This window comes from Mucilaginibacter agri (genome assembly GCF_009928685.1).
GTDB lineage: Bacteria > Bacteroidota > Bacteroidia > Sphingobacteriales > Sphingobacteriaceae > Mucilaginibacter > Mucilaginibacter agri.
Map to the genome: position 1 here is coordinate 422,880 of NZ_WWEO01000043.1, position 24,802 is coordinate 447,681.

Consider the following 24,802-nt stretch of genomic DNA (forward strand, 5'->3'; position numbering starts at 1 on the left):
TTGTCTCTCGATTCCTGACTCTATTTCGTCCAGCTGTTGTTGCTTTCGTCGGCATCCATAAAAATACCGTTATCTAACTTAATAGCTGTGATTTCTTTGTTGCCGGTCAGGTTAATTACTACCGCCTTTTGGTTGTGCTGCCAAACAATTGGCGTTTGGTGGAAGGCTTTGGTGCTGCCATCGGCATAGGTAACTACTACATCAAACGGAATAGCAAAACCACCAACGTTTCTGATATCCACTTGCGCACCTTTACTCGCGTTGGTGGTTACCTTGTCGATAGCTAAATCATTATAATAATTAGTGAAGAACCAGTTGTTAAAGAACCAGTTAAGGTCTTTGCCCGATCCACTATTCATCGAGTTAAAGTAATCCCACGGGATAGGGTGTTTGCCATGCCAGTTATCCATATAAGTATGCAGGGATTTTTTAAATAACTCATCGCCAAGCATGTCTTTTAAAGCCAGGTAGCTTAATGATGGCTTGCCATATTCGTTATTGCCTAAAGCACCGCTGCCCAGTTCGCTGGTTGGGGTAATTACCGGCAAATCCTGAGCAGTGGAAGCATCATGAATCCAGCGGTTTACGCGGAAACCTTTGTATAATTTCTCCGCAGCCTCTTTACCAACCTCGGAGGTTCCGATCAGTAATTCGAAAGTAGTTGCCCAGCCTTCGTCCATATAACCATAACGGGTTTCGTTGATACCCATATAGAAGGGGAAGTAAGTATGTGCTATCTCGTGATCCTGCACAAACTGTGCGAAATGCACATCGCTTTGGTGACTGTCGTTCACCATCATTGGATATTCCATATCTGCAAAACCTTGAAATGCAGTCATTTTAGGGAAAGGGTAGGGAATGCCCGGCCAGTTGTGCGATAACCAGCTTAAGCTGTTACGACCATGCTGAACGGAATGATGAAAATCTTCAGCGCTATTTAAAAATGCGGCCTGCATGCTGGCTCGGCGATGGGTACTTTCATCTACCACAGTGCTTGCGGCATCCCATACATAATGGTCGCTGATACCAACAGCTACATCGGTAATATTATTGGCTGTCCATACCCAGGTATTGGTAGGGTTTTGCGCGGTAATGTTTTTCTTAGCCAGATCTTCTACTGTGGCTACATGAATAGTAGAATCGCTGGTGAAAGAAGCTTCGAGGCGTTTCTGATATTCGGGTTGTAATACTTGCTTAGCATTTTGTAGTGTACCGGTTGCCCAAACTAGGTAATTTTTAGGTACGGTTACGGCTAAAGTATAGTCGTTAAAGTCGTTATAAAACTCCAAAGCATCGTTAAACGGCAGGCGGTCCCATCCGTTATAATCGTCATAAACAGAAACACGAGGGTAGAAATAAGCGAGATAATAGGTAGTAGAATCTATCATTCCTTCGCGGTTACTTTCTTTAGAGATCTGGTAATGCCAGGCAATGTTAAGCTTAACAGAATCGTGCGGCATTAAAGGTTGTGTTAATCTAACCGATTGATTAGTAGCTGCCGCGGTTTTGTTATTCCAGGGAATGGCGGTGTTGTTAACTTTAAAGGTATCTATCTGCATGCCAGTAGTTAAATAATCGGCAGAAGCAGGGCTCATCCTTACAGCTCCCGGGCGGTGTACGTTGATGATCAGCTTCATGTTTAAGCTTTTCAGCGTGTCGGGGCTGTTATTAATATAGGTTATGGCCTCGGTGCCTTTAATGTTACGATCGGGCGCGCTGGCGGTTACATGGATATTGTAGATGCCATGATTTTGCCAGTAATTTTTTCCGGGACGCCCATCTAATGAGCGTGTTGCATTTCTATAAGCGCGTTTTATATCACGCGGCATATATAATGCCTGGGCCGATGCTGCAGCTACTGTAAACAACAGCACAGCATTTAAAAGAAGCTTTTTGTACATATGAGGGGTTAATAGTTTTTTGGCAATTTTAATAAATAACTATAGCAAATTAACGTAATAATTATACTTTTGCGCCCCTTGTTTAATGAAATTGCAAATGCACCTTTGCACGATGCACCTTAACCGGATTCCTAATCGGTGCTAACAATGGCGATAGCGAACCCAATGCTATTTGAGTTACAAAACGTTAGCTCTAAAATTAATGAAAAAATAATTCCGTAAGTGTTTGAGAGTTAATTAATAATTCCTATCTTTGCCGTCCCTTTAGGGGGAACTAATGCCTTGAACGAAGCCCTACTGCTTCGATGGGCAAAATAAAAACAAAAAGAAAATGTCAGGAATTATTGGTAAAAAAGTAGGGATGACCAGTATTTTCGATGAAGCCGGAAAAAACATTCCGTGTACTGTAATCGAAGCTGGTCCTTGTGTAGTAACACAAGTACGGTCTGTAGAATCAGACGGATACGCTGCAATCCAGTTGGCGTATGATGAAAAAAAGGAGAAGAACACTTCTGCTCCTTTGAAAGGTCACTTCCAAAAAGCCGGTACTACACCAAAGCGCAAGCTTGTAGAATTCAAAACATTTGAGGACGAAAAGAATTTAGGCGACACCGTTACTGTCGATATCTTCAACTCAGGTGATTTTGTTGATGTAGTAGGTACCTCAAAAGGTAAAGGTTTTCAAGGTGTTGTGAAACGCCACGGATTTGGCGGTGTGGGTATGCAAACTCACGGACAGCATAACCGTTTAAGAGCTCCAGGTTCACTGGGTGCATCTTCATGGCCTTCACGCGTATTTAAAGGTATGCGTATGGCTGGTCAAACCGGTAACGTTCGTGTAAAGGTTCAAAACCTTGAAGTTGTTAAGGTTTACCCAGAACAAAATTTGTTGGTGGTTAAGGGATCTATTCCTGGCGCTAAGGGTTCATTCGTAATCGTTGATAAATAAGATGGAAGTTAATGTATTAAATGTATCAGGTAAGCAAACAGGTGCCAAGGTGCAACTTCCTGATTCGGTATTCGGTATCGAGCCCAACGATCACGCTATTTACCTGGATGTTAAACAATATCTGGCAAATCAGCGTCAGGGTACGCACAAATCAAAACAACGTAATGAAATTGCTGGTTCAACCCGCAAATTACATAAACAAAAAGGTACAGGCGGTGCACGTGCCGGTAGCATCAAATCTCCATTATTTAATGGTGGTGGTCGTGTTTTCGGTCCTCAGCCTCGTGACTATAGCTTTAAATTAAACAAAAAGCTTAAATCACTGGCTCGTAAATCAGCCTTGTCATACAAAGCTCAGGATAGCAATGTAGTGGTATTGGAAGACTTTAGCTTTGACGCTGTTAAAACTAAAAGCTACATCCAATTACTTGCTGACTTAAACTTAACTAACGAAAAAACTTTGTTAGTACTGCCTGCAGCAAATAACAATGTGTATTTATCAAGCAGAAATCTGAAAAAAACCAAAGTGATCACAGCTGATCAGTTAAACACTTATGATGTGTTAAACGCTGGTAAATTGATTTTGACTTCAGGTTCTGTTAAAACTTTGGAGGAAGCTTTCGCTAAGTAATATGGAAATTTTAAAGAAACCCTTACTTACAGAAAAAGTAGCTCAGTTAACTGAGAAACTTAATCGTTATGTTTTCAAGGTTGATCACAGAGCTAACAAGATCCAGATCAAATCTGCAATTGAAAACATGTATGGTGTTAACGTTACAGCGGTAAATACCATGAAATATGTCGGAAAACTGAAAACCCGCAACACTAAAGCAGGCGCCGTATCTGGCCGTGCTGCTACTTATAAGAAAGCGGTTATTTCGTTGAAAGACGGAGAAACAATAGATTTTTATAGCACAATATAAAAAGAGAGATGGCAGTTAAAAGATTTAAACCGGTTACGCCGGGTACCCGCTTCAGAGTAGGTGCCGATTATTCGGACGTAACAACCAATGTGCCTGAGAAGTCACTGGTTGTATCGCACAAAAAATCAGGTGGTCGTAACAATTCCGGTAAAATGACCATGCGTTATATCGGTGGGGGACATAAGAAATCATACCGATTGATCGACTTCAAGCGCAACAAATTTGACATTCCCGCAAATGTTGCCACTATTGAGTACGATCCAAACCGTTCAGCACGTATCGCCCTGCTTGTTTATGCAGATGGTGAAAAACGTTACATGATCGCTCCAGAAGGATTACAAGTAGGACAAACCGTATTATCAGGTGAGGCAGTAGCCCCTGAAGTAGGTAACACCCTGCCGTTAAAAAACATCCCTCTAGGTTCAATCATCCACAACATTGAACTTAATCCTGGTCAGGGTGGCACAATCGCTCGCTCTGCAGGTACATACGCACAACTGTCGGCACGTGATGGCAAATATGCTATCATCAAATTGCCTTCTGGCGAAACCCGCATGATCCTGGCTACCTGCCTTGCTACCATCGGTACTGTTTCAAATGCCGAGAAAGCAAACGAGGTGTTAGGTAAAGCTGGCCGCAAGCGCTGGTTAGGCCGCAGACCAAGAGTACGTGGTGTTGCTATGAACCCTGTCGATCACCCTATGGGTGGTGGTGAAGGCCGTTCATCAGGAGGTCACCCTCGTTCACGTAAAGGTTTATTAGCTAAAGGCTACAAAACTCGTGACAAAAAGAAAACATCGGATCGTTATATCATTGAAAGAAGGAAAAAATAATGGCTCGTTCAATTAAAAAAGGACCTTATATTGATTTCAACCTGGAAAGAAAAGTTCTTGTCCTGAATGAATCAAATAAAAAATCAGTTGTAAAAACATGGTCACGCCGTTCCATGATTTCTCCTGACTTCGTTGGTCATACATTCGCAGTACACAACGGTAACAAGTTTATCCCTGTGTACGTAACAGAAAACATGGTGGGTCACAAGCTGGGAGAGTTTGCACCAACCCGTACATTCCGTGGTCACGCAGAAAAGAAAAAATAAGGCATGGAAGCAACAACTAAAATCAAAAAGTCTGTATTAATCAGACAACAGAAAGAAGCTGCAAAAGCTGTTGTAGGCGGCGCTTCTATCGCTAAACTGCAAAACTGCCCAACTTCTCCGCGCAAAATGCGCTTAGTAGTTGATTTGATTCGCGGTATGAATGTAGAGCAAGCTTTGTATACATTAAAGTTTACTAATAAAGAAGCAGCTATACGTGTTGAGAAATTATTGTTATCAGCTATCAAAAACTGGGAAGCAAAAAATGAAGGCAAACGTGTAGAGGATAGTGGTTTATTCGTGAAAGAAGTTTCTGTAGGCGGTGGCCGTCAGTTAAAAAGACTTCGTCCTGCTCCGCAAGGCCGTGGATACCGTATCCGCAAACGCTCAAATCACGTAACACTTATTGTGGATAGTAAAAACGAAAACAATTAATTTAAAATGGGACAAAAAGCACATCCAATAGGAAACAGATTAGGTATCATCAGAGGATGGGATTCTAATTGGTTCGGCGGTGACAACTACTCTGATAAATTAGTTGAAGACGAAAAAATCCGCAAATATCTTTCTGTACGTATCGCAAAAGGCGGCGTATCTAAAGTAGTTATTGAGCGTACATTAAAACGTATTACCGTTACTATACATACTGCCCGTCCGGGTATCGTTATTGGCAAAGGCGGCCAGGAAGTTGATAAGATCAAAGAAGAGTTAAAGAAACTGACTAAAAAGGATGTTCAAATTAACATTTTCGAGATCAAACGTCCTGAGCTTGACGCGCAACTGGTTGCTGAAGGTATTGCTAAGCAATTAGAAGCAAGGATTTCATTCCGTCGTGCCATGAAAACTTCGATAGCTTCAACCATGAGAATGGGTGCTGAAGGTATCAAGATTATGACGTCTGGCCGTTTAGGCGGAGCAGAGATGGCCCGTACCGAGCAATATAAAGAGGGAAGGATTCCGTTACATACCTTCCGCGCTGATATTGACTATGCTTTGGCTGAAGCTTTAACTACTTATGGTAAAATAGGTATTAAAGTATGGATTTGCAAAGGCGAGGTTTACGGCAAACGTGATCTTTCTCCAAACATTGGTGCATCAAGCAGCAGCAGCGGTAAGGGCGGTCGTCCTGAAGGCGCAGCAGCATTCGGCGCACGTGGTGACAGAGATAACCGTGGTGGTGGTGATCGCAGAGGCGGCGACCGTAGAGGTGGCCAAGGTGGCGATCGCAGAAACAGCGGAGGTCCAGGTAATAACAACCAACGTGGTGGCGGTAATCGCCCAGGTGGTCAAAACCGTCAAGGTGGTGGCAACCGTCCAGGTGGTAATAGATAATCAAGTCGAGAAGACATCGTTTTAACGACATAAAAAGCTTAACATAATGCTACAGCCAAAAAGAACGAAGTTCAGAAAGATGCAAAAAGGCAGGATGAAAGGTTTAGCCACCCGTGGTGCTGAGCTTTCATTCGGATCTTTCGGTGTAAAATCACTCGAGTCGGCATGGATCACCAGCCGTCAGATCGAGGCTGCACGTATTGCTGTAACACGTTTCATGAAACGTGAAGGCCAGGTGTGGATCAGGATTTTCCCTGACAAGCCTGTAACTAAAAAACCTGCAGAGGTACGTATGGGTAAAGGTAAAGGTGCTCCCGAATATTGGGTAGCAGTTGTACGCCCGGGACGTATCATTTTTGAGGCCGAAGGTGTGCCTTTAGAAGTTGCCAAAGAAGCTCTGCGCCTGGCAGCACAGAAACTGCCAGTACAAACTCGTTTTGTAGTGCGCAGAGATTACGCAGAGGCATAATTATTGAGTTTTAAGTTTTAAGTTGTATGGTACATAAGTAATACTTACAACCTACAACTTAATTCATTACAACTTACAATTAAAATAAAGACATGAAAAACTCAGAAATTTTAGCGCTTTCGGCTGAGGAGCTGACGGCAAGAATTGGCGAGGAAAAGAACAATCTCACTAAGTTGAAATTTGCTCACGCTGTTTCGGCAATTGAAAACCCAACCCGTATCACTAAGGTACGTAAGGATATTGCTCGTTTAAATACGGAATTAACCAAGCGCAAAGCGGCGTCAGCTTCTGAAAAAGAATAATTAACAGCGTCGAAGACAATGGAAAGAAATTTAAGAAAAACACGTACAGGGCTGGTTGTTAGCAATAAGATGGATAAATCTATTGTTGTAGCTGTGGAACGTAAGGTGAAACACCCTATTTATGGTAAATTCTTGAAAAAGACTACCAAATTTATGGCTCACGACGAAACTAATACTTGTGGTATTGGTGATACCGTATTGATTATGGAAACACGCCCGTTGAGCAAAAGCAAAAACTGGAGATTAGTTCAAATTTTAGAGAGGGCTAAATAAGATGGTACAACAGGAATCAAGATTGAATGTAGCCGATAACAGTGGCGCTAAAGAAGTTTTAGTGATCCGTGTGTTAGGTGGTACCGGCAAGAGATATGCCTCTATAGGAGACAAGATCGTAGTTACCGTTAAAAGCGCGATACCATCAGGTAACGTTAAAAAAGGTACCGTATCTAAAGCCGTAGTGGTTAGAACCAAAAAGGAAATACGCCGCAAAGATGGTTCATATATCCGTTTCGACGATAATGCAGCCGTGTTATTAAACAACCAGGACGAACCAAGAGGTACACGTATCTTCGGCCCAGTTGCAAGAGAGCTGCGTGAAAAACAATTTATGAAGATTGTATCATTAGCACCGGAGGTATTGTAACAATGGAAAGAAAGAAAAACGCACAACCGAAACTTAAAATCCGCAAAGGCGATTTAGTAACGGTAATAGCTGGTGACTCTAAAGGTTCACAAGGTAAAATAACTGAAATTAACTTAGCTAAGAACCGCGCTACGGTTGAAGGTGTTAACCTGGTATCTAAACATACTAAGCCAAACGCTGCAAACCCTAACGGTGGTATCGTTAAACAAGAAGCTGCTATCCACATCTCTAACCTTGCTTTGGTTGATCCAAAAACAGGTAAAGCTACCCGTGTTGGCCGCAAAAAGAACGATGCAGGTAAATTGGTAAGAGTTGCTAAAAAATCAGGGGAGGAAATTAAGTAATGACCTACACACCAAGATTAAAATCAAAATACAAGGAAGAGATCCGCACCGCACTGAAAGAAAAGTTTCAGTACAAAAGCGTAATGCAGGTTCCTAAGCTTGAAAAAATTGCTATCAACCAGGGTGTTGGTGCTGCCACCACTGATAAAAAACTTATTGATGTTGCCATCAACGAGTTAACAACTATCACCGGCCAGCAAGCAGTATCTTCTAAGTCTAAGAAAGATATCTCTAACTTCAAATTGCGTAAAAACATGCCGGTAGGCGTACGTGTAACTTTACGCGATAATACCATGTACGAATTTTTAGACCGTTTAATTGCTGTTGCCCTGCCACGTATCCGTGACTTCAAAGGTATCAACGATAAAGGTTTTGACGGACGCGGTAACTATACATTAGGTATCACAGAGCAAATCATTTTCCCAGAAATTAACATTGACAAGATCAATAAAATTATGGGTATGGATATTACCTTTGTAACCTCGGCAACAAATGATGTTGAAGCATTAGAGTTGTTGAAACAATTTGGTTTACCATTTAAAAATCAAACTCCAGTTAACAATGGCTAAAGAAGGTGTAAAAGCACGCGAAGTAAAACGTGCTAAGTTAGTAGCAAAATTTGCTGAGAAAAGAGCAGCCCTTAAAGCAGCAGGTGATTATATCGCTTTAGATAAATTACCTAAAGCAGCATCACCAGTTAAATTGCACAACCGTTGCAAATTAACCGGTCGCCCAAGAGGTTATATGCGTCAGTTTGGTATTTCACGTGTAACATTCCGTGAAATGGCTTTAGCTGGCAAAATCCCGGGTGTTAAAAAAGCAAGCTGGTAAAAAACATATCAGGATTTCGGATTTCGAATGTTCAATTTCGGAATCCGATTTGCTCATAAAAATAAATTCGATATCGAGAGTCGATATTCGAAATACGATTAACCGATGGAAGGTCGTTCCGGATAGGCCGGAAAGGAAACCACCATCAATTTTTTATAAAAAATGAATACAGATCCAATCGCAGATTATCTTACACGAGTAAGGAATGCTATTAAAGCCAACCATAGGGTTGTTGAAATTCCTGCATCTAATCTGAAGAAGGAAATCACTAAAGTGCTTTTCGACAAAGGTTACATTGCAAATTACAAATTTGAGGAAAATGGCCCTCAAGGTATTATCAAAGTTGCTTTGAAATATCACCCGGTAACCAAAATTTCGGCTATCCGCACTATTTCGCGCGTTAGTAAGCCAGGTTTAAGAAAATACGCTGGCACAGCTAATATGCCACGTGTATTAAATGGTTTGGGTATTGCCATCCTATCAACTTCAAAAGGCGTTATGACCGACAAAGAGGCACGCGCACAGAATGTAGGTGGTGAAGTTTTATGCTTCGTTTATTAATAACAGGAGGAATTAAGCAATGTCAAGAGTAGGAAAAGCACCTATAACAATCCCTGCAGGCGTTACAGTAACAGTATCAGAAGATAACCTGGTAACTGTTAAAGGCCCTAAAGGTGAATTACAACAGGCGGTAGATGCCGATATCAAAATCGAGCAGCAAGACGGAAGCATCGTAGTAGTACGCCCTTCTGATCAAAAACGCCATAAAGCATTACACGGTTTATACCGCGCTTTATTAAACAACATGGTAGTTGGTGTAACAACAGGTTACAAGCTTGAACAAGAGCTTGTAGGTGTGGGTTACCGCGCTACTAACACTGGTAACACACTTGATTTAGTGTTGGGATTTTCTCACCACTACGTGTTTGAATTACCTAAAGAAATTAAAGTATCAACTACTGCTGAAAAGGGTAAAAACCCAACTATTATTCTCGAATCAATTGATAAACAATTGATCGGTCAGGTAGCCGCTAAAATACGTTCACTACGTGCACCAGAGCCATATAAAGGTAAAGGTATCAAGTTTGTAGGTGAAGTATTAAGAAGAAAAGCAGGTAAATCAGCATCTAAAAAATAATCGTCATGGCAGCTAAATTATCAAGAAGAGACAGAATTAAAAAAGGGATCAGAAAGCATCTTTCAGGTTCGGTAGAGCGTCCGCGCTTATCTGTATTCAGAAGCAACAAGGGTATCTATGCCCAGATCATCGACGATGTTAACGGAAAAACACTAGTATCAGCATCATCTTTGTCAAAAGATTTTTCTGCATCAGGTACTAAAGGCGAGCAATCAGCTGCTGTAGGTAAACTGGTAGCCCAGAAAGCAATCGCTGCAGGCATCACTGCTGTAGTGTTTGACAGAAATGGTTACTTGTATCATGGCCGTGTTAAACAACTGGCTGACGGTGCACGTGAAGGCGGTTTAAATTTTTAATTGAAGCAAAGAGATGTCAACAATAAATGTTAAAAGAGTAAAAACCAGCGAGATTGAATTAAAAGATCGTTTGGTTAGCATACAACGTGTTGCCAAAGTAACCAAAGGTGGCCGTACTTTCAGCTTCTCAGCCATTGTGGTTGTAGGCGATGAAAATGGTGTTGTAGGTTACGGTTTAGGTAAAGCAAAAGAGGTAACTGAAGCAATTGCTAAAGGTATCGATGATGCAAAGAAAAACCTTGTAAAGGTGCCTATCATCAATAACACTATCCCTCACGAGCAAATCGGTAAATATTCTGGTGGTTTTGTATTCTTAAAACCAGCAGCAAACGGTACCGGTGTAATCGCAGGTGGTGCAATGCGTGCAGTATTAGAATCAGCAGGTGTACATAACGTACTTGCTAAATCAAAAGGTTCATCAAACCCACACAACGTGGTTAAAGCAACAGTATACGCTTTAGCGCAAATGCGCGATGCTTATACCGTAGCTCAACACCGCGGTGTTAACTTAGGTAAAGTATTTAACGGATAATTATCATGGCCAAGATCAAAATAACACAAATAAAAAGCGTTATCGACAGAAGCGAACGTCAGAAAAGAACCGTAGCCGCTTTAGGTTTGAAAAAAATCAACCACAGCGTAGAGGTTGAAGCTAATGATGCTATTATCGGCATGATTAGAAAAGTTAATCATTTGGTAGCAGTCGAAAATATTTAATCATGAATTTAAGTAATCTGAAACCTGCAAAAGGTTCCATAAAAGATAGCAAAAGAATCGGTCGTGGTACCGGTTCTGGCAAAGGTGGCACGTCAACACGTGGTCACAAGGGTGCTGGTTCACGTTCAGGTACATCAACTAAAGTTGGTTTTGAAGGTGGTCAGATGCCATTACAACGCCGTGTGCCTAAGGTGGGCTTTAAAAACCCTAACCGCGTAGATTACGTAAGCGTTAACCTTGATGCTTTACAACAATTAGCAGATAAACATGCTGTAAATGTTATTAATTTCGATACATTTAGAGAGCACGGTTTAGCTTCTAAAAATGACCTGATCAAAGTTTTAGGTCGTGGCGAACTGAAAGCAAAGCTTGATGTAACAGCTCATGCGTTTTCAGCTACAGCTCAAAAAGCTATTGAAGCAGCCGGTGGTTCCATCGTTAAGTTATAATTTTCAATGAAAAGATTTTTCACCACATTATCAAACATCTGGAAAATCGAAGATTTAAGAGTGCGTATTATTAACACACTCTTATTTCTTTTAATATACCGGGTAGGATCATTTATTGTACTGCCTGGCGTTGATCCGGCTTCTTTAAACTCTTCGCGTGCTAAAGAAGGCTTGTTAGGCTTATTAAATATGTTTGCAGGGGGCTCATTCTCTCGTGCATCCATTTTTGCTTTAGGGGTAATGCCTTACATTTCTGCATCTATCGTGGTGCAGTTATTGGGTATTGCTGTGCCTTATTTTACCAAGTTGCAAAAAGAGGGCGAAAGTGGCCGCAACAAATTAAACCAGTGGACCCGCTACCTAACCATCGCTATTACTGCTGCGCAAGCTATCGGTTACATCCGTACCCAGATTGCTCCAGAAGCTATTAGCCCGGTGTTAGGTGCAACTATGTTCAATATCATTTCGGTATTCGTATTAACTGCAGGTACATTATTTGTAATGTGGTTAGGTGAGAAAATCACTGATAAAGGTATCGGTAACGGTATATCATTAATTATCATGGTGGGTATTATTGCTCAGCTTCCTTCGGCTATCGTAACCGAATTTAGCTCAAGGGTAACTGATACCAACAGTGGTGGTTTATTGATCTTCATTGTAGAGATCGTAGCGCTTATTGCTGTAGTAATGTTTACTATCCTTGTTGTACAAGGTACCCGTAAAATTGCTGTGCAGTATGCAAAACGTATTGTTGGTAACAAACAATATGGTGGTGTGCGCCAGTACATCCCGTTAAAGGTTAACGCTGCCGGTGTAATGCCGATCATTTTTGCGCAAGCTTTAATGTTTATCCCAACTACAATTGCTTCGTTTTTCCCTAAAATGGCATCAAGCACAGTGCTGATCCTGTTATCAAACTATACCTCATGGTTACACAACCTAGTATTTGCGATCCTGATCATCCTGTTCACTTACTTCTATACAGCTATCACTGTAAATCCGAAACAAATGTCGGATGATATGAAGAAGAACGGCGGCTTTATACCAGGTGTTAAACCAGGCGATGCTACAGTTAGCTTTATTGATGATGTGATCTCTAAGATCACTTTACCGGGATCTATCTTTTTAGCGATGATCGCTATTATACCTGCTCTTGCTAACCTGGCACACATTAACAGCCAGTTTGCAAGGTTCTTCGGTGGTACATCACTGATCATCCTTGTAGGTGTAGTATTGGATACATTACAACAAATTGAAAGTCACTTGCTGATGCGCCACTATGACGGTTTGATGAAAACCGGTAGAATTAAGGGCCGCACTGCAATACCTACTGCCGCTGGCACTACGCCTCCGGCTATCTAGTACTGAAATATTTAACATGGCAAAGATCCATTATAAGACTATCGAAGAGATAGAGCTCATAAGAGAAAGTTCTTTACTTGTTTCAAAAACACTTGGAGAGGTAGCTAAGGTTATCGCTCCAGGTGTTAAAACTATAGCTTTAAACAAGCTTGCCGAAGAGTTTATCCGCGACAATGGCGGTGTCCCTGCTTTCCTTAATTATCATGGCTTCCCTTATTCGTTGTGCATTTCGCCTAACGACCAGGTTGTGCATGGTTTTCCAGGCCAGCAGGAATTAAAGGAAGGCGACCTGATCTCTGTAGATTGTGGTGTTATCCTTAATAAATACTACGGCGACTCTGCTTATACTTTTGCCATTGGCGAGGTTAGTGAAGAGGCTAAGAAATTAATGCGTGTTACGCAGGAGTGTTTAGTGCTTGGTGTACAAAAGGCCGTTGCCGGCATGCGTACAGGTGATATTGGCTATGCTGTGCAAGAGCATGCTGAAAAGCATGGTTTTGGTGTAGTTAAAGAATTGGTAGGCCACGGTGTGGGCCTTGCGTTGCACGAGAAACCCGAAGTACCTAACTATGGTAAACGCGGTGCCGGTACCAAACTGGAAGAAGGAATGGTAATTGCAATAGAACCAATGATTAACGCTGGTAAAGCCAATGTGAAGTTTTGGAATGACGGGTGGACGGTATCTACCAGCGATGGCAAACCATCAGCGCATTATGAGCACACGGTAGCCGTTAAAAAGGGCCAGCCGGATATCCTTTCTACATTTTCATATATAAATGAAATTTTAGAAAGAAAAAAATAATATATCAAATATTTTTTTTAATTTTGCATCCCGCTTTAGGGGTGGATAAATAAGTAATTATCAATAAAATATGGCCAAACAATCTTCGATTGAGCAAGACGGAACAATAAGGGAAGCATTGTCGAACGCAATGTTTAGAGTTGAACTGGAAAACGGCCACGAGATAATTGCGCATATATCAGGAAAGATGCGTATGCACTACATTAAAATTTTGCCTGGCGACAGAGTGAAATTGGAAATGAGCCCATACGATTTGAGTAAAGGAAGAATAACCTACAGATATAAATAATTAACAGAGATGAAAGTTAGAGCATCGATCAAAAAGCGTAGTGCTGATTGCAAAATCATCCGTCGTAATGGGAAACTTTATGTTATCAACAAAAAGAATCCTAAGTACAAACAACGTCAGGGATAACAAGAACTTTGTAATGGCCGTACAACGGTAGCCGCCGTTCGGACGTTACTTTAAAAACAAATTACAAATATGGCAAGGATATCAGGTATTGATTTACCAAGAAATAAGAGAGGCGAGATCGGACTAACGTACATTTACGGTATTGGTCGTACAACCGCACAAAGCATTTTGAACCAAGCTGGCATCAGTTATGATGTTAAAGTTCAAGATTGGACCGATGAGCAATTAGCTGCCATTCGTGGTATCATCAATGATCAGATTAAAGTAGAAGGTGCATTACGCTCTGAAGTGCAACTGAACATCAAACGTTTAATGGATATCGGTTGTTACCGTGGTACCCGTCACCGTAAAGGTTTACCTCTGCGTGGTCAGCGTACTAAAAACAACTCTCGTACCCGTAAAGGTAAACGTAAGACAGTTGCTAACAAGAAAAAAGCTACTAAATAATAATAGATAGATATGAGATGCGGGATCTTAGATATGGAAAATATCTTTCGAGCATCTTAAATCTGGAATAACTAAAGATAAAAATCAGTTATGAGTGCCGGGTCGGAGTAATTTATCTCACATCTCAAGTCTCATATCTAAAATCTAAAAGATAATGGCTAAAGCTAAAAAAGTAACCAAAAAACGTATCGTTATTGTTGAACCTGTAGGTCAGGCACACATCAACGCTACTTTTAACAACATCATCATCACCCTTACCAACAACACTGGTCAGGCAATTTCATGGTCGTCTGCAGGTAAAATGGGTTTCAAAGGTTCTAAAAAGAACACCCCATATGCTGCTGGTCAGGCTGCTGGCGATTGCGGTAAAGTTGCTTACGATTTGGGTTTACGTAAAGTAGAAGTTTTTGTAAAAGGCCCGGGTGCAGGTCGTGAGTCGGCTATCCGTACTTTGCAAACAACTGGTATCGAGGTTACAACCATCAAAGATATCACCCCACTTCCACACAACGGATGTCGTCCAGCAAAACGCAGAAGAGTTTAATTAATAAAGTTTAAAGCTAAGATTCGGCAGCTACAGGCTGCCTGATACTTTAAAAACACAACAATGGCAAGATATACAGGCCCAAAAAGCAAAATCGCACGTAAATTCCGCGAGCCGATCTTCGGTCCGGATAAAGTGTTAGAAAGAAAAAACTATCCTCCCGGCATGCACGGTGTCTCTAAAAGAAGAGGCAAGCAATCAGAATACGCAGTGCAGCTGATGGAAAAACAAAAAGTAAAATACACTTATGGTGTATTGGAGCGTCAATTCGAAAGCTTATTTCACCGCGCTTCTGCTCGTGAAGGTATCACCGGTACTAACTTACTTCAATTATTAGAAGCTCGTTTAGATAACGCCGTTTACCGTTTGGGCATTGCTCCAACCCGTTCTGGCGCACGCCAATTGGTTGGTCACAAACACATTACTGTTAACGGTGAGGTTGTAAACATTGCTTCTTATACTTTAAGAGCAGGTGATGTTATCGCAGTACGTGAGAAATCAAAAACTCTGGAAGCGATCAGCAACTCTGTAGCTGGCAGAAAAATAAACAAATACAGCTGGTTTGAGTGGGATGCAGCTACCTTAACCGGTAAATTGCTTAACTACCCTAACCGCGATGAGATTCCTGAGAACATCAAGGAAAACCTGATCGTCGAGTTGTACTCTAAATAAAAATTAGATATTAGATTTGAGATATTAGATTTGAGATGGCGGGATTTTATAATTTCTCACATCTCATATCTATTATCTCTTATCTATTATATATATAAATTAAGTAAACAATAATCAAAAGGATATAAATGGCAATTTTAGCATTTCAAAAACCAGATAAGGTAATCATGCAGAAGTCAACTGACTTTGATGGTACATTTGAATTTCGTCCGTTAGAGCCAGGTTTCGGTATTACTATTGGTAATGCTTTACGTCGTATCTTACTTTCTTCATTGGAAGGTTATGCAATCACTTCAGTACGTTTCTCTGGGGTATCGCATGAGTTTTCAACCATTAAAGGCGTTGTTGAAGATGTTACCGAAATTATCCTGAACCTTAAACAGGTTCGTTTTAAGAAAACCGGTACTTCTGGTGATTCAGAAAAAATCTTTGTGATCATCAACGGTCAGGACAGTTTTAAAGCTGGTGACATCACCAAGTTTTCAAACAACTTTACCGTATTAAACCCTGAGCTGGTTATCTGTAACATGGACTCATCAGTAACGCTTGAAGTTGAGCTTACTGTAAACAAAGGCCGTGGTTACGTTGCAAGTGAAGAAAATAAAAATCCGGATGCTTTAGTAGGCGTTATCGCTATCGATTCTATATACACACCTATCAAGAATGTGAAATATACAATCGAAAACTATCGTGTTGAACAAAAAACTGACTACGAAAAATTAGTTTTGGATATTGTTACCGATGGTTCTGTACACCCAGAGCATGCATTAAAAGAAGCTGCTAAGATCTTGATCCAGCACTTCATGCTGTTCTCTGACGAGAACATGATGCTTGAGGCACAAGCTAAAGAAGAAACTAAAGAAGTTGATGAAGAAATCCTGCACATGCGCAAGATCCTGAAAACCGAACTGGTTGACTTAGATCTTTCTGTACGTGCACTGAACTGCCTTAAAGCTGCAGACATCCGCAGCCTGGCTGATCTGGTTTCTTACGACGTTGCTGATATGTTAAAATTCAGAAACTTCGGTAAAAAATCATTAACTGAAATTCAGGACCTGGTTAAATCAAAAGGTTTATCTTTTGGTATGAACCTGGCAAAATACAAACTGGACGAGGAATAATCGTTTAGATAGGAGATTTGAGATGTGAGTATTGAGATAATGCTCGCATCTTAAATTTTATAAAGCAAAACAAACGAGTAAAAGGATCTGCGCAGAGGGAGTTAATCTCAAATCTCAAATCTAATATCTCACATCTAATAATAACAAATAAGCGAGCGCATAATTCCGCGGGCTTGACTTTAAGTCGCCCAACGGTATGCACGTGCAAACTTTAAACAAAATGAGACACGGAAAAAAACACAATCACTTAGGCCGCACAGATAGCCACAGAAAAGCTATGCTTGCTAACATGGCCTCATCGCTTATCCAGCACAAGCGTATCACTACTACTTTAGCTAAAGCAAAAGCTTTACGCGTTTATGTTGAGCCTATCTTAACTAAAGCTAAAAGTGACAACACGCACTCACGCCGTACAGTATTTAGCTACCTGCAAAGCAAAGATGCAGTTACTGAACTGTTCCGCGACATCGCTGTTAAAATTGCTGACAGACCAGGTGGTTACACCCGTATCATCAAAATGGTAAACCGTTTAGGTGACAACGCTGAAATGGCAATGATCGAATTAGTAGATTACAATACCGTTTATGGTAAAGAAGCTGCCGCTCCTGCTAAGAAAACTACACGTCGTCGTGCTGGTTCTGGCAAAGCTAAAGCTGCTGCTGCCGAAGTAACTCCTGCTGATGATGCAGTAGTTGCAGAAGCTCCTGCTACTGAAACTGCAGCTCCAGAGGCTCCTGAAGCTCCTGCTGCTAACGAAGAAAATGCAGAAAAAGGTGAGTAATTTATAATTACCGATATTTTAAAAGGCCTCCGATTTATCGGGGGCTTTTTTCGTTTACAGATGTCGCGAGCTAACCCACTAATTGTCCTGTATTGCCCCCTTTGGAAAAACCTTGTTGGTTATATTTGTTTATGATCTCTATAACAGATAAACACGACCGGCAAAATCTAATTAACCGCATTCAGCAACTCAACGAAAACAGCATGCCTTTGTGGGGTAAAATGTCGGCATATCAAATGCTAAGGCATTGCAGCTTGTGGCACGAAATGGCTTTACGCCAGCGAACCTATAAACAAGCTTTTATCGGTAGACTATTTGGTAAGGTCGCCTTGAAATCTATGCTGAAAGACGAACCATTAAAACAAAATATGCCAACCGTACCATCGTTCATTGTCAAGGGTGAAGGCGATATATCGTCGGAGAAGCAAAAGTTGATCTCCTTAATCGACGATCATGCGCAGTGTACTAATAGTGGCTTTATCCATCCATTTTTCGGTAAAATGAGTTTAGAGCAGGGAATAGCAATCGCTTCCAAACATCTGGATCATCATTTGAAACAGTTTGGGGTGTAGCCTATATTTGGCAGATTGAAAATTAATTGGCCGTTTTATATAGATAATTCTTTGGTAACAAGAAAATAGGATCATTAGCTAATCCAAATTGGGAGAGGAAGTTTTAGTCTCTCCCATTTTCCTTTGATTATTTGATAGGCTTCCACTGCTCCTGATCCGCATAAACTGCCACAATAGTACGCTCTATAAATGAAAACAATTTTTTTATTAGCTGTGAATACAGGTAAAGATATGTGGCTAACGGGAACCCTTGGACCATCTGATGTTTTCCAGTCCCGTACACTTAATCCGGCGGTATCAAGTAAATTAATTTTGTGATTTTTCTTTAACTGTTTACCGATAAATTTTATGCTTTGCTTGCTAAGTTTTAACGAAAGAGTTCCATACTTACCCTGTAAGTCAGTAGTGGCGAATCCATTATCTTCGAGATAATTAAGGGTGTCAGACAACTTTTCAGGTTTATCATACTTGAGGTACCACTTCAAAAAATCATATTGTTCTTTTTTTGTAGGCAATGATTGACCTAAACCTTCAAATTTAATCAGTGCTGTTAAAATTGCTAACAATACAAATACCTTAACCCTCATTTTCCAAATCTAAAACTTTTCTGTCAACCTGTCACCGTAATCTCATCTTGGCCTGACTAAAGGTTATATTTCTGCCATGCTTTAATTATATTTTCTGCCAAAGCCAACTTGGCACATGCATTGATAAATAGGCATAGGAATTGACTTAATTAATAAAAAGAAAAATCAATCATATGTCTAAAATCATTGGAATCGACTTAGGAACAACAAATTCCTGCGTGGCCGTAATGGAAGGTAACGAACCCGTAGTTATTGCCAACAGCGAAGGTAAACGCACTACACCATCTGTAGTTGCTTTTGTTGATGGTGGCGAGCGTAAGGTGGGCGACCCTGCTAAACGCCAGTCTATTACCAACCCTACTAAAACTATTTACTCTATTAAACGCTTTATGGGTAACTCGTTTAACGAGGTTACTACAGAAGTTGGCCGTGTACCTTACAAGGTAGTTAAGGGCGATAACAACACTCCACGTGTTGAAATTGGCGACCGCAAATATACTCCGCAAGAAATTTCTGCCATGATTCTTCAGAAAATGAAGAAAACTGCCGAAGATTTCTTAGGTCAGGAAGTAACTGAAGCGGTTATTACCGTACCAGCTTACTTTAACGATGCGCAACGCCAGGCCACTAAAGAAGCCGGTGAAATTGCAGGCTTAACTGTAAAACGTATCATTAACGAACCTACTGCTGCTGCCCTTGCTTATGGCTTGGATAAAGCACATAAAGACATGAAAATTGTTGTGTTTGACTGCGGTGGTGGTACACATGACGTTTCTGTATTGGAACTGGGTGATGGCGTTTTCGAAGTAAAATCAACCGACGGTGATACACACTTAGGTGGTGACGATTTTGACCAGGTTATTATCGACTGGTTGGCAGACGAATTTAAAAGCGACGAAGGCATCGACCTGCGTAAAGACCCTATGGCTTTACAACGCTTAAAAGAAGCTGCTGAGAAAGCTAAAATTGAGTTATCAAGCACTGCACAAAGCGAAATCAACTTGCCATATATTACTGCTGTTGATGGTATGCCTAAACACTTGGTTAAATCATTAACCCGTGCAAAATTTGAGCAACTGGCTGATAGCTTAATTAAACGTACTATTGAGCCTTGCCGTACTGCATTGAAAAATGCTGGTTACAGCACTTCAGATATCGACGAAATTATCCTGGTAGGTGGTTCAACCCGTATCCCTGCTATACAAGAAGCTGTTCAGAAATTCTTCGGCAAAGCACCTTCAAAAGGTGTTAACCCTGATGAAGTTGTGGCTATCGGTGCTGCAATTCAAGGTGGTGTATTAACCGGCGAAGTTAAAGACGTGTTATTGTTAGACGTTACCCCACTTTCATTAGGTATCGAAACTATGGGCGGTGTAATGACTCGTTTAATCGAATCTAACACTACTATCCCAAGCAAAAAATCTGAGACTTTCTCAACTGCGTCTGACAATCAGCCATCAGTAGAGATCCACATTTTGCAAGGTGAGCGCCCTATGGCAGCACAAAACCGTACACTAGGCCGCTTCCACCTGGATAGCATCCCGCCTGCGCCACGTGGTGTGCCTCAAATCGAAGTAACTTTTGATATTGATGCTAACGGTATCTTACACGTATCAGCAAAAGATAAAGCTACCGGTAAAGAGCAAAAGATTCGTATCGAAGCTTCATCTGGCTTAACTGATGCAGAGATCAAAAAGATGAAAGACGAAGCTGAAGCAAACGCTGATGCTGACAAAAAGGCTAAAGAAGAAGTTGAAAAACTAAACGGTGCCGATGCGCTGATCTTCTCTACCGAGAAACAACTGAAAGAGTATGGTGACAAGATTCCTGCTGACAAAAAAGCACCTATCGAATCATCATTAGAAAAACTGAAATCAGCTTTCTCTGCTAAAGATCTGGACGCTATCGAAGCTGCACAAACCGAGCTTAACGCTGCCTGGGCTGCTGCATCTGAAGATATGTACAAAGCTAGCGGCGACGCAGGACAACAAGGTGCGCCTCACGAAGGTGGCCCTGAAGCAGGCGGTGCACAAGGCGGCGACACTGTAACAGATGTTGACTTTGAAGAAGTGAAATAATTATAATAGTTTTTTTTGAGAAAGCCCCGCTGGAAACAGTGGGGCTTTTTGCTTTTACATCTTTTTGTGTCATTGCGAGCGATAGCGTGGCAATCTCGTCGCCAATGCTTCTTTGATTTGAATAGTTACCAGATTGCTAAGTCATACTTCTTCGCAATGACAAAGCGTTAAATAGGGCGGATGGTTTAAACTACGACGGATTCCCTTCGCCCAATCCTTCCTCAACAACAATCGCGTTTTCCTTAACGGCGGCTAAATATTTTCGTTTATAACGGATGCGTAGAAAAGCAAAGATCGGCCATATCAACATCGGGCTCATTTCTGCCAATGCAGATGATAAAGGCCATATAAACATGCCTAAAACAAATACAGCCGGTACGGTTATAGCCCGGGCCATGAACAGTTTTTGAAACAAAAGTGTAGGTTGATGCTCGACTATATGGTTGTTGGGCGAAAATACATACCTGATGAGCAAGCAGTTGGTAATACCGGTAAATATGATGTTCGAATTGTAGAAGTAATACGGAATCGCATAAGCAACATTTTCGCTGTAATAGGCAGATGAAAAGGGCATCAGTACCAAGCTAAACAAGAACAGAAAGTTTAGCATGATCATGCGGTTGGTATACTGATTTACAAACCCGAAAATACGATGATGGCTGCGCCAATAAATAGCAATAACCCAAAAGCTAAGTGCAAAACCAAAAAACTTAGGAAGCAAATGCGCCAATTGATCCCACATTTGCGCAACTGTATAATCATGATGGATCTCAGGTGCCTTTATTTCGATGATAAGCAATGTGATTGCAATAGCAAACACGGCATCACTAAATAATATGATGCGGTCTATCTGAAAATCTTTACGTTCGGGGTCGTGCTGTTCTAAAAAATGTTCTTTGCTCATGGTTTGGATAGGCTTAAAATAGCGAATCTGGCTTAAATAAAAAAGCACCCGTTCTTAGCGGGTGCTTTTCGTGTCTAAAGATTAATATAAAATCAGGGAATTAGAATGGCGAGTCGCTGTAATCAGCGGTGCCGCTATAGGTAAATGGGGCTTGTCCGCCAGGAGTTACCGTAATGTTGAGTGTTGCTATGAGGTTTGTATTGTCGATAGAATATGTGCCTGACGCGCTACCCGAACCAGTCTGCGTACCGTTGGTGTAGTAACTAAGATTTGCGATATGTCCTGAAGTTGCAGTGCCGGCTCCGTTTACGTAGTAATCAGCGCCATTGTAACTAAAATGGAAATATTCCTGAACGGTAAATTTCTTATTACTAAAGTTTGCAGTGGGTTTAAAAGCCGACTTGCGATTTGTAGTGAATGCCGATAAGGAGATAAAGCAAACAACGAATAAACAAACAGTGATAAGTTTTTGAATTGAATTTTTCATGATGATAAGTTTTAGTTAGATCTATTTTACGTGTTAAGTGAGGTAAAGGTTACTCACAATTCTTGCATCGAAAAGGGCAATAAAAAAGCGCCCATTTTTTTGTGGGCGCTTTTGGGCTATTCTAAATCTACTTGTTTAAAATCTAATGATAGGCAACGGTTATTGCGCTATTTGTGTTATCAAACATTACTACGTCACCACTTAAAGCTTTTATTTCACCATTTACAGAGACAGTTCTTACGTTACCCGATATATTACTTTGGAACTGGTGAAGTACTAATTTGATTTTAGTGTATTTGGAGGTTAATAATCCAGAAATAACGCCAAATTTGATGCGTTTATTCGCTGGGTCGAAACTAATTTCTCGTTTATGGTAAGTGCCGTGCTCATAATCATAAGATGAACCATCATCTTCGTAATAAACAAACTTACTGGCTTCCTTACCGTACCATACGTTTACCTCTAAAATCCCGTCGCCCTTTTCGTTGGTGTTTTGGATGATGTTTTGCATCGGGACAATAGCGCCGCCTTTGGCAAATACAGGCAGATCATTCAATGGTGCATCAACAGTGTAAGCTTTGCCGCCTTCATAATGTTCACCGCTGCTTATTCGATACCATTCGCCTTTAGGCAGATAAACGGATGCGGTATGCTCTGTACTGATAACAGGAGCCACTAATAAACCATCGCCAAATAAGAACTGGTTTTGATAAGTTGGATTGTAAACCATCGTGTCCTGTGTATAGTTAATAGCCAACGTACGGCTCACAGGGAGCCCTGTTTGATGCGATTGGTAGAAACTGGAGTACAAGTATGGGAGCAATTTATAACGCTGCTCAATGTCTTTTTTAATGATTTTTTCGTTGGCCTCACCCCAGCGCCAAGGCTCACGCATTTTGGTACCCTGCATGGCGTGGTTACGGAACATGGGAGTATACACGCCCAGCGAGTTCCAGCGTACCATCAGCTCGGGCGTAGGGTCGCCGCTGAAGCCACCGATATCCACGCCGACTAAACTCATCCCTGTAATACCCAAACTATTTACCATGCGCTGTCCTAACAGCATGTGTGCGTCGTAGGCCGAATTATCGCCTGTCCACACAGCCGAATAACGTTGCGTGCCCGAATAAGCCGCGCGGGTTAATACAAACGGGCGTTTATTGCCAAGGATCTTTTTGGTGCCCTCGTGAGTGGCGCGGGCCATCTCCATCCCGTAAACGTTGCGTATTTCGGGCATATAGTAATTGCCGAATTTAACCATCCAAGGGATGTTTTGTCCCCAGGCGGCAGGTTCGTTCATGTCGTTCCAGAAACCTTCCACACCGGGCTCGGTAAGGGCTGTAAATGAAGCTCCCCACCATTTGCGTACATCGTCGCGGAAGAAATCGGGGAAATGGCAACGACCCGGCCAAACTTCGCCGATAAATTTTTCGCCATTGGGGTAGGTGGCAAAATAGTTTTTCGCTACACCTTCATCGTATTGTTTATAACCAGGTTCAACCTTAATCCCCGGATCAACGATAGTTACCAATCTAAAGCCCATCGATTTCAATTTATCGATAAATGATTTCGGATCGGGGAAGGTCTCATGATTCCAGGTAAAGATCTTGTAGTGGTCCATGTAATCAATGTCGCAATACATTACGTCAGCCGGGATGTTATGATCGCGGAAGGTTTTGGCTATGTCCAGAATTTCCTGTGCGCTCATATAACTCCAGCGGCACTGCTGGTAGCCGAGAGTCCATAGCGGTGGCATTTCCATGCGGCCGGTTAGCCAGGTATAATCTTTAATAATATCGGCCACATTTTGCGCGCCAAAAAAGTAATAGTTCATGTCACCGGCATCAGCACCAAACCAGCTCATCTGATGATCGGTGGTTGCACCGAAATCGAAATAACTTTTGTGCGTATTGTCGAAAAACAGACCATAAGTTAAGCCGCCGTGCATGCCCACAAAGAAGGGGAAGGTTTCGTATAATGGATCGCTTTTGGGATTGTGATCCGGCACGTCGCTATTCCAGTTGGTATAGCTGCTACCGCGACGGTCAAGATCGCCCGTCTTTTCACCAAGACCAATAAAGCGTTCGTCTTTATAAAGCTTGCGATAGTTGATCACACGCGTACCCTGCCAGTTAACACCAAAACGGCTATCATCCTGGCTTAGCTCTTTGCCATCGGCAGTATAGAAATTAAATCTTAAAGGCGATTTCTGGATGCTCAGTTTCAGCGCGGAAGTAGTAACCTCGATATGATCGCTGTTTTCTTTAGAGTCGATACTGCCCTCCGGTTTTTGGATCACGGCAAACGAAGTATCGGACACGCCTGTATTTTTGCTGATGCTAACCCGGATAACAGTAGGGCTGTAAATCCAAACCCTGGCCGTGGCCTCCGCAGTTTTGATAACTAAGGCGTTGTTTTGTTTGGCTGCGCTTTGTGCACTACCTAAAATTTGAACCTCCATATGTTGGGCAAATAATGATGAATACGTAATGAACAAAACAACGGCTGAGAGCAAATATCGTTTCATTGGAAATTGAAATAATTGGTTAAGAAGCCAAATGTAAATAATTATCGGGAACG

Annotated in this window: 36 protein-coding genes; 31 read left to right on the forward strand and 5 right to left on the reverse strand. The window is 41.5% G+C overall.

The window, feature by feature from the left end; translation table 11 throughout:
• Window positions 1-20 precede the first annotated feature (20 nt).
• Window positions 21-1,901 carry a M1 family metallopeptidase gene (locus tag GSY63_RS14720; protein WP_166586575.1) on the reverse strand — a complete coding sequence of 627 codons (1,881 nt, stop codon included), beginning with the start codon at window positions 1,899-1,901 and terminating at the stop codon, window positions 21-23.
• 331 nt (window positions 1,902-2,232) lie between these two features.
• On the opposite strand from GSY63_RS14720, the gene rplC reads away from it, so the two are divergent.
• The 30 genes from rplC to GSY63_RS14870 all read left to right on the forward strand — a co-directional run bounded on the left by rplC (window position 2,233) and on the right by GSY63_RS14870 (window position 18,166).
• The gene (rplC, locus tag GSY63_RS14725; protein ID WP_166586576.1) at window positions 2,233-2,850 is read left to right on the forward strand and encodes a 50S ribosomal protein L3; all 618 of its coding nucleotides are present in this window, start codon (window positions 2,233-2,235) and stop codon (window positions 2,848-2,850) included.
• A 1-nt stretch (window position 2,851) separates the two neighbouring features.
• The gene (rplD, locus tag GSY63_RS14730; RefSeq protein ID WP_166586577.1) at window positions 2,852-3,481 is read left to right on the forward strand and encodes a 50S ribosomal protein L4; all 630 of its coding nucleotides are present in this window, start codon (window positions 2,852-2,854) and stop codon (window positions 3,479-3,481) included.
• 1 nt (window position 3,482) lies between these two features.
• Window positions 3,483-3,773 (forward strand): 50S ribosomal protein L23, encoded by a 291-nt coding sequence (gene rplW / locus GSY63_RS14735; protein WP_166586578.1) that lies wholly within the window; start codon window positions 3,483-3,485, stop codon window positions 3,771-3,773.
• A gap of 8 nt (window positions 3,774-3,781) precedes the next feature.
• Window positions 3,782-4,606: a 50S ribosomal protein L2 gene (rplB, locus tag GSY63_RS14740; protein ID WP_166586579.1), complete on the forward strand. Its 825-nt coding sequence runs from the start codon at window positions 3,782-3,784 to the stop codon at window positions 4,604-4,606.
• Complete coding sequence (gene rpsS, locus GSY63_RS14745) at window positions 4,606-4,872, forward strand: 30S ribosomal protein S19 (protein WP_166586580.1); 267 nt, start codon at window positions 4,606-4,608, stop codon at window positions 4,870-4,872. The genes rplB and rpsS overlap by 1 nt, the downstream gene beginning before the upstream one ends.
• 3 nt (window positions 4,873-4,875) lie before the next feature.
• On the forward strand, window positions 4,876-5,304 hold the full coding sequence (rplV, locus tag GSY63_RS14750) for a 50S ribosomal protein L22 (RefSeq protein ID WP_166586581.1): 429 nt from the start codon (window positions 4,876-4,878) through the stop codon (window positions 5,302-5,304).
• A gap of 6 nt (window positions 5,305-5,310) precedes the next feature.
• Complete coding sequence (rpsC, locus tag GSY63_RS14755) at window positions 5,311-6,201, forward strand: 30S ribosomal protein S3 (protein WP_166586582.1); 891 nt, start codon at window positions 5,311-5,313, stop codon at window positions 6,199-6,201.
• A 46-nt stretch (window positions 6,202-6,247) separates the two neighbouring features.
• Complete coding sequence (rplP, locus tag GSY63_RS14760; RefSeq protein WP_166586583.1) at window positions 6,248-6,670, forward strand: 50S ribosomal protein L16; 423 nt, start codon at window positions 6,248-6,250, stop codon at window positions 6,668-6,670.
• A gap of 92 nt (window positions 6,671-6,762) precedes the next feature.
• Window positions 6,763-6,972 carry a 50S ribosomal protein L29 gene (gene rpmC / locus GSY63_RS14765; protein ID WP_166586584.1) on the forward strand — a complete coding sequence of 70 codons (210 nt, stop codon included), beginning with the start codon at window positions 6,763-6,765 and terminating at the stop codon, window positions 6,970-6,972.
• 18 nt (window positions 6,973-6,990) lie between these two features.
• Window positions 6,991-7,245: a 30S ribosomal protein S17 gene (rpsQ, locus tag GSY63_RS14770; protein ID WP_166586585.1), complete on the forward strand. Its 255-nt coding sequence runs from the start codon at window positions 6,991-6,993 to the stop codon at window positions 7,243-7,245.
• Window position 7,246: 1 nt separating this feature from the next.
• Entirely contained in the window at window positions 7,247-7,615 is a 369-nt protein-coding gene (gene rplN, locus GSY63_RS14775; protein WP_067059744.1) for a 50S ribosomal protein L14, read from the forward strand.
• Between the two features lie 2 nt (window positions 7,616-7,617).
• Entirely contained in the window at window positions 7,618-7,959 is a 342-nt protein-coding gene (gene rplX / locus GSY63_RS14780; protein WP_166586586.1) for a 50S ribosomal protein L24, read from the forward strand.
• A complete protein-coding gene (rplE, locus tag GSY63_RS14785; RefSeq protein WP_166586587.1) occupies window positions 7,959-8,528 on the forward strand; it encodes a 50S ribosomal protein L5 in 570 nt (189 codons plus the stop codon). The genes rplX and rplE overlap by 1 nt, the downstream gene beginning before the upstream one ends.
• Window positions 8,521-8,790 (forward strand): 30S ribosomal protein S14, encoded by a 270-nt coding sequence (gene rpsN, locus GSY63_RS14790; protein WP_166586588.1) that lies wholly within the window; start codon window positions 8,521-8,523, stop codon window positions 8,788-8,790. The genes rplE and rpsN overlap by 8 nt, the downstream gene beginning before the upstream one ends.
• Before the next feature lie 162 nt (window positions 8,791-8,952).
• Window positions 8,953-9,351, forward strand: coding sequence for a 30S ribosomal protein S8 (gene rpsH / locus GSY63_RS14795; protein ID WP_166586589.1), 399 nt, complete (start codon window positions 8,953-8,955; stop codon window positions 9,349-9,351).
• A 19-nt stretch (window positions 9,352-9,370) separates the two neighbouring features.
• Complete coding sequence (gene rplF / locus GSY63_RS14800) at window positions 9,371-9,928, forward strand: 50S ribosomal protein L6 (RefSeq protein WP_166586590.1); 558 nt, start codon at window positions 9,371-9,373, stop codon at window positions 9,926-9,928.
• 5 nt (window positions 9,929-9,933) lie between these two features.
• On the forward strand, window positions 9,934-10,284 hold the full coding sequence (gene rplR, locus GSY63_RS14805) for a 50S ribosomal protein L18 (RefSeq protein WP_166586591.1): 351 nt from the start codon (window positions 9,934-9,936) through the stop codon (window positions 10,282-10,284).
• A gap of 13 nt (window positions 10,285-10,297) precedes the next feature.
• Window positions 10,298-10,816, forward strand: a complete 519-nt coding sequence (gene rpsE, locus GSY63_RS14810; RefSeq protein ID WP_166586592.1) for a 30S ribosomal protein S5 — start codon at window positions 10,298-10,300, stop codon at window positions 10,814-10,816.
• Between the two features lie 5 nt (window positions 10,817-10,821).
• Entirely contained in the window at window positions 10,822-11,001 is a 180-nt protein-coding gene (gene rpmD, locus GSY63_RS14815; RefSeq protein ID WP_166586593.1) for a 50S ribosomal protein L30, read from the forward strand.
• Window positions 11,002-11,003: 2 nt separating this feature from the next.
• Complete coding sequence (rplO, locus tag GSY63_RS14820; RefSeq protein ID WP_166586594.1) at window positions 11,004-11,450, forward strand: 50S ribosomal protein L15; 447 nt, start codon at window positions 11,004-11,006, stop codon at window positions 11,448-11,450.
• 6 nt (window positions 11,451-11,456) lie between these two features.
• The gene (gene secY, locus GSY63_RS14825) at window positions 11,457-12,812 is read left to right on the forward strand and encodes a preprotein translocase subunit SecY (protein WP_166586595.1); all 1,356 of its coding nucleotides are present in this window, start codon (window positions 11,457-11,459) and stop codon (window positions 12,810-12,812) included.
• A 16-nt stretch (window positions 12,813-12,828) separates the two neighbouring features.
• Window positions 12,829-13,614 (forward strand): type I methionyl aminopeptidase, encoded by a 786-nt coding sequence (gene map / locus GSY63_RS14830; RefSeq protein WP_166586596.1) that lies wholly within the window; start codon window positions 12,829-12,831, stop codon window positions 13,612-13,614.
• Between the two features lie 70 nt (window positions 13,615-13,684).
• Entirely contained in the window at window positions 13,685-13,903 is a 219-nt protein-coding gene (infA, locus tag GSY63_RS14835; RefSeq protein ID WP_090643449.1) for a translation initiation factor IF-1, read from the forward strand.
• Window positions 13,904-13,912: 9 nt separating this feature from the next.
• Window positions 13,913-14,029 (forward strand): 50S ribosomal protein L36, encoded by a 117-nt coding sequence (gene rpmJ / locus GSY63_RS14840; RefSeq protein ID WP_074487407.1) that lies wholly within the window; start codon window positions 13,913-13,915, stop codon window positions 14,027-14,029.
• 69 nt (window positions 14,030-14,098) lie between these two features.
• Window positions 14,099-14,476: a 30S ribosomal protein S13 gene (rpsM, locus tag GSY63_RS14845; RefSeq protein WP_166586597.1), complete on the forward strand. Its 378-nt coding sequence runs from the start codon at window positions 14,099-14,101 to the stop codon at window positions 14,474-14,476.
• Window positions 14,477-14,630: 154 nt separating this feature from the next.
• Window positions 14,631-15,020 (forward strand): 30S ribosomal protein S11, encoded by a 390-nt coding sequence (gene rpsK / locus GSY63_RS14850; protein ID WP_166586598.1) that lies wholly within the window; start codon window positions 14,631-14,633, stop codon window positions 15,018-15,020.
• 63 nt (window positions 15,021-15,083) lie between these two features.
• A complete protein-coding gene (gene rpsD, locus GSY63_RS14855; RefSeq protein ID WP_166586599.1) occupies window positions 15,084-15,692 on the forward strand; it encodes a 30S ribosomal protein S4 in 609 nt (202 codons plus the stop codon).
• Between the two features lie 128 nt (window positions 15,693-15,820).
• The gene (locus tag GSY63_RS14860; protein ID WP_166586600.1) at window positions 15,821-16,813 is read left to right on the forward strand and encodes a DNA-directed RNA polymerase subunit alpha; all 993 of its coding nucleotides are present in this window, start codon (window positions 15,821-15,823) and stop codon (window positions 16,811-16,813) included.
• A 220-nt stretch (window positions 16,814-17,033) separates the two neighbouring features.
• A complete protein-coding gene (gene rplQ / locus GSY63_RS14865) occupies window positions 17,034-17,594 on the forward strand; it encodes a 50S ribosomal protein L17 (RefSeq protein ID WP_166586601.1) in 561 nt (186 codons plus the stop codon).
• Window positions 17,595-17,725: 131 nt separating this feature from the next.
• On the forward strand, window positions 17,726-18,166 hold the full coding sequence (locus tag GSY63_RS14870; protein ID WP_166586602.1) for a DUF1569 domain-containing protein: 441 nt from the start codon (window positions 17,726-17,728) through the stop codon (window positions 18,164-18,166).
• Between the two features lie 74 nt (window positions 18,167-18,240).
• Here GSY63_RS14870 and GSY63_RS14875 read toward each other — a convergent pair whose 3' ends face one another.
• Window positions 18,241-18,753 carry a hypothetical protein gene (locus GSY63_RS14875; protein ID WP_166586603.1) on the reverse strand — a complete coding sequence of 171 codons (513 nt, stop codon included), beginning with the start codon at window positions 18,751-18,753 and terminating at the stop codon, window positions 18,241-18,243.
• Window positions 18,754-18,926: 173 nt separating this feature from the next.
• Here GSY63_RS14875 and dnaK point away from each other — a divergent pair, with 173 nt between their 5' ends.
• The gene (dnaK, locus tag GSY63_RS14880; protein ID WP_166586604.1) at window positions 18,927-20,831 is read left to right on the forward strand and encodes a molecular chaperone DnaK; all 1,905 of its coding nucleotides are present in this window, start codon (window positions 18,927-18,929) and stop codon (window positions 20,829-20,831) included.
• 190 nt (window positions 20,832-21,021) lie between these two features.
• On the opposite strand, the gene GSY63_RS14885 is transcribed toward dnaK, so the two are convergent.
• The 3 genes from GSY63_RS14885 to GSY63_RS14895 all read right to left on the reverse strand — a co-directional run bounded on the left by GSY63_RS14885 (window position 21,022) and on the right by GSY63_RS14895 (window position 24,683).
• The gene (locus GSY63_RS14885) at window positions 21,022-21,735 is read right to left on the reverse strand and encodes a TMEM175 family protein (protein ID WP_166586605.1); all 714 of its coding nucleotides are present in this window, start codon (window positions 21,733-21,735) and stop codon (window positions 21,022-21,024) included.
• Between the two features lie 100 nt (window positions 21,736-21,835).
• Entirely contained in the window at window positions 21,836-22,222 is a 387-nt protein-coding gene (locus GSY63_RS14890; protein ID WP_166586606.1) for a hypothetical protein, read from the reverse strand.
• A 142-nt stretch (window positions 22,223-22,364) separates the two neighbouring features.
• Entirely contained in the window at window positions 22,365-24,683 is a 2,319-nt protein-coding gene (locus GSY63_RS14895; protein WP_243749237.1) for a glycoside hydrolase family 31 protein, read from the reverse strand.
• Window positions 24,684-24,802: the final 119 nt, after the last annotated feature.

What these genes read in the sequence shown, in the direction of transcription:
- GSY63_RS14720 (WP_166586575.1), bottom strand. Translation starts at nt 1,901, where the DNA reads ATGTACAAAAAGCTTCTTTTAAATGCTGTGCTGTTGTTTACAGTAGCT.
- rplC (WP_166586576.1), top strand. Translation starts at nt 2,233, where the DNA reads ATGTCAGGAATTATTGGTAAAAAAGTAGGGATGACCAGTATTTTCGAT.
- rplD (WP_166586577.1), top strand. Translation starts at nt 2,852, where the DNA reads ATGGAAGTTAATGTATTAAATGTATCAGGTAAGCAAACAGGTGCCAAG.
- rplW (WP_166586578.1), top strand. Translation starts at nt 3,483, where the DNA reads ATGGAAATTTTAAAGAAACCCTTACTTACAGAAAAAGTAGCTCAGTTA.
- rplB (WP_166586579.1), top strand. Translation starts at nt 3,782, where the DNA reads ATGGCAGTTAAAAGATTTAAACCGGTTACGCCGGGTACCCGCTTCAGA.
- rpsS (WP_166586580.1), top strand. Translation starts at nt 4,606, where the DNA reads ATGGCTCGTTCAATTAAAAAAGGACCTTATATTGATTTCAACCTGGAA.
- rplV (WP_166586581.1), top strand. Translation starts at nt 4,876, where the DNA reads ATGGAAGCAACAACTAAAATCAAAAAGTCTGTATTAATCAGACAACAG.
- rpsC (WP_166586582.1), top strand. Translation starts at nt 5,311, where the DNA reads ATGGGACAAAAAGCACATCCAATAGGAAACAGATTAGGTATCATCAGA.
- rplP (WP_166586583.1), top strand. Translation starts at nt 6,248, where the DNA reads ATGCTACAGCCAAAAAGAACGAAGTTCAGAAAGATGCAAAAAGGCAGG.
- rpmC (WP_166586584.1), top strand. Translation starts at nt 6,763, where the DNA reads ATGAAAAACTCAGAAATTTTAGCGCTTTCGGCTGAGGAGCTGACGGCA.
- rpsQ (WP_166586585.1), top strand. Translation starts at nt 6,991, where the DNA reads ATGGAAAGAAATTTAAGAAAAACACGTACAGGGCTGGTTGTTAGCAAT.
- rplN (WP_067059744.1), top strand. Translation starts at nt 7,247, where the DNA reads ATGGTACAACAGGAATCAAGATTGAATGTAGCCGATAACAGTGGCGCT.
- rplX (WP_166586586.1), top strand. Translation starts at nt 7,618, where the DNA reads ATGGAAAGAAAGAAAAACGCACAACCGAAACTTAAAATCCGCAAAGGC.
- rplE (WP_166586587.1), top strand. Translation starts at nt 7,959, where the DNA reads ATGACCTACACACCAAGATTAAAATCAAAATACAAGGAAGAGATCCGC.
- rpsN (WP_166586588.1), top strand. Translation starts at nt 8,521, where the DNA reads ATGGCTAAAGAAGGTGTAAAAGCACGCGAAGTAAAACGTGCTAAGTTA.
- rpsH (WP_166586589.1), top strand. Translation starts at nt 8,953, where the DNA reads ATGAATACAGATCCAATCGCAGATTATCTTACACGAGTAAGGAATGCT.
- rplF (WP_166586590.1), top strand. Translation starts at nt 9,371, where the DNA reads ATGTCAAGAGTAGGAAAAGCACCTATAACAATCCCTGCAGGCGTTACA.
- rplR (WP_166586591.1), top strand. Translation starts at nt 9,934, where the DNA reads ATGGCAGCTAAATTATCAAGAAGAGACAGAATTAAAAAAGGGATCAGA.
- rpsE (WP_166586592.1), top strand. Translation starts at nt 10,298, where the DNA reads ATGTCAACAATAAATGTTAAAAGAGTAAAAACCAGCGAGATTGAATTA.
- rpmD (WP_166586593.1), top strand. Translation starts at nt 10,822, where the DNA reads ATGGCCAAGATCAAAATAACACAAATAAAAAGCGTTATCGACAGAAGC.
- rplO (WP_166586594.1), top strand. Translation starts at nt 11,004, where the DNA reads ATGAATTTAAGTAATCTGAAACCTGCAAAAGGTTCCATAAAAGATAGC.
- secY (WP_166586595.1), top strand. Translation starts at nt 11,457, where the DNA reads ATGAAAAGATTTTTCACCACATTATCAAACATCTGGAAAATCGAAGAT.
- map (WP_166586596.1), top strand. Translation starts at nt 12,829, where the DNA reads ATGGCAAAGATCCATTATAAGACTATCGAAGAGATAGAGCTCATAAGA.
- infA (WP_090643449.1), top strand. Translation starts at nt 13,685, where the DNA reads ATGGCCAAACAATCTTCGATTGAGCAAGACGGAACAATAAGGGAAGCA.
- rpmJ (WP_074487407.1), top strand. Translation starts at nt 13,913, where the DNA reads ATGAAAGTTAGAGCATCGATCAAAAAGCGTAGTGCTGATTGCAAAATC.
- rpsM (WP_166586597.1), top strand. Translation starts at nt 14,099, where the DNA reads ATGGCAAGGATATCAGGTATTGATTTACCAAGAAATAAGAGAGGCGAG.
- rpsK (WP_166586598.1), top strand. Translation starts at nt 14,631, where the DNA reads ATGGCTAAAGCTAAAAAAGTAACCAAAAAACGTATCGTTATTGTTGAA.
- rpsD (WP_166586599.1), top strand. Translation starts at nt 15,084, where the DNA reads ATGGCAAGATATACAGGCCCAAAAAGCAAAATCGCACGTAAATTCCGC.
- GSY63_RS14860 (WP_166586600.1), top strand. Translation starts at nt 15,821, where the DNA reads ATGGCAATTTTAGCATTTCAAAAACCAGATAAGGTAATCATGCAGAAG.
- rplQ (WP_166586601.1), top strand. Translation starts at nt 17,034, where the DNA reads ATGAGACACGGAAAAAAACACAATCACTTAGGCCGCACAGATAGCCAC.
- GSY63_RS14870 (WP_166586602.1), top strand. Translation starts at nt 17,726, where the DNA reads ATGATCTCTATAACAGATAAACACGACCGGCAAAATCTAATTAACCGC.
- GSY63_RS14875 (WP_166586603.1), bottom strand. Translation starts at nt 18,753, where the DNA reads ATGAGGGTTAAGGTATTTGTATTGTTAGCAATTTTAACAGCACTGATT.
- dnaK (WP_166586604.1), top strand. Translation starts at nt 18,927, where the DNA reads ATGTCTAAAATCATTGGAATCGACTTAGGAACAACAAATTCCTGCGTG.
- GSY63_RS14885 (WP_166586605.1), bottom strand. Translation starts at nt 21,735, where the DNA reads ATGAGCAAAGAACATTTTTTAGAACAGCACGACCCCGAACGTAAAGAT.
- GSY63_RS14890 (WP_166586606.1), bottom strand. Translation starts at nt 22,222, where the DNA reads ATGAAAAATTCAATTCAAAAACTTATCACTGTTTGTTTATTCGTTGTT.
- GSY63_RS14895 (WP_243749237.1), bottom strand. Translation starts at nt 24,683, where the DNA reads ATGGAGGTTCAAATTTTAGGTAGTGCACAAAGCGCAGCCAAACAAAAC.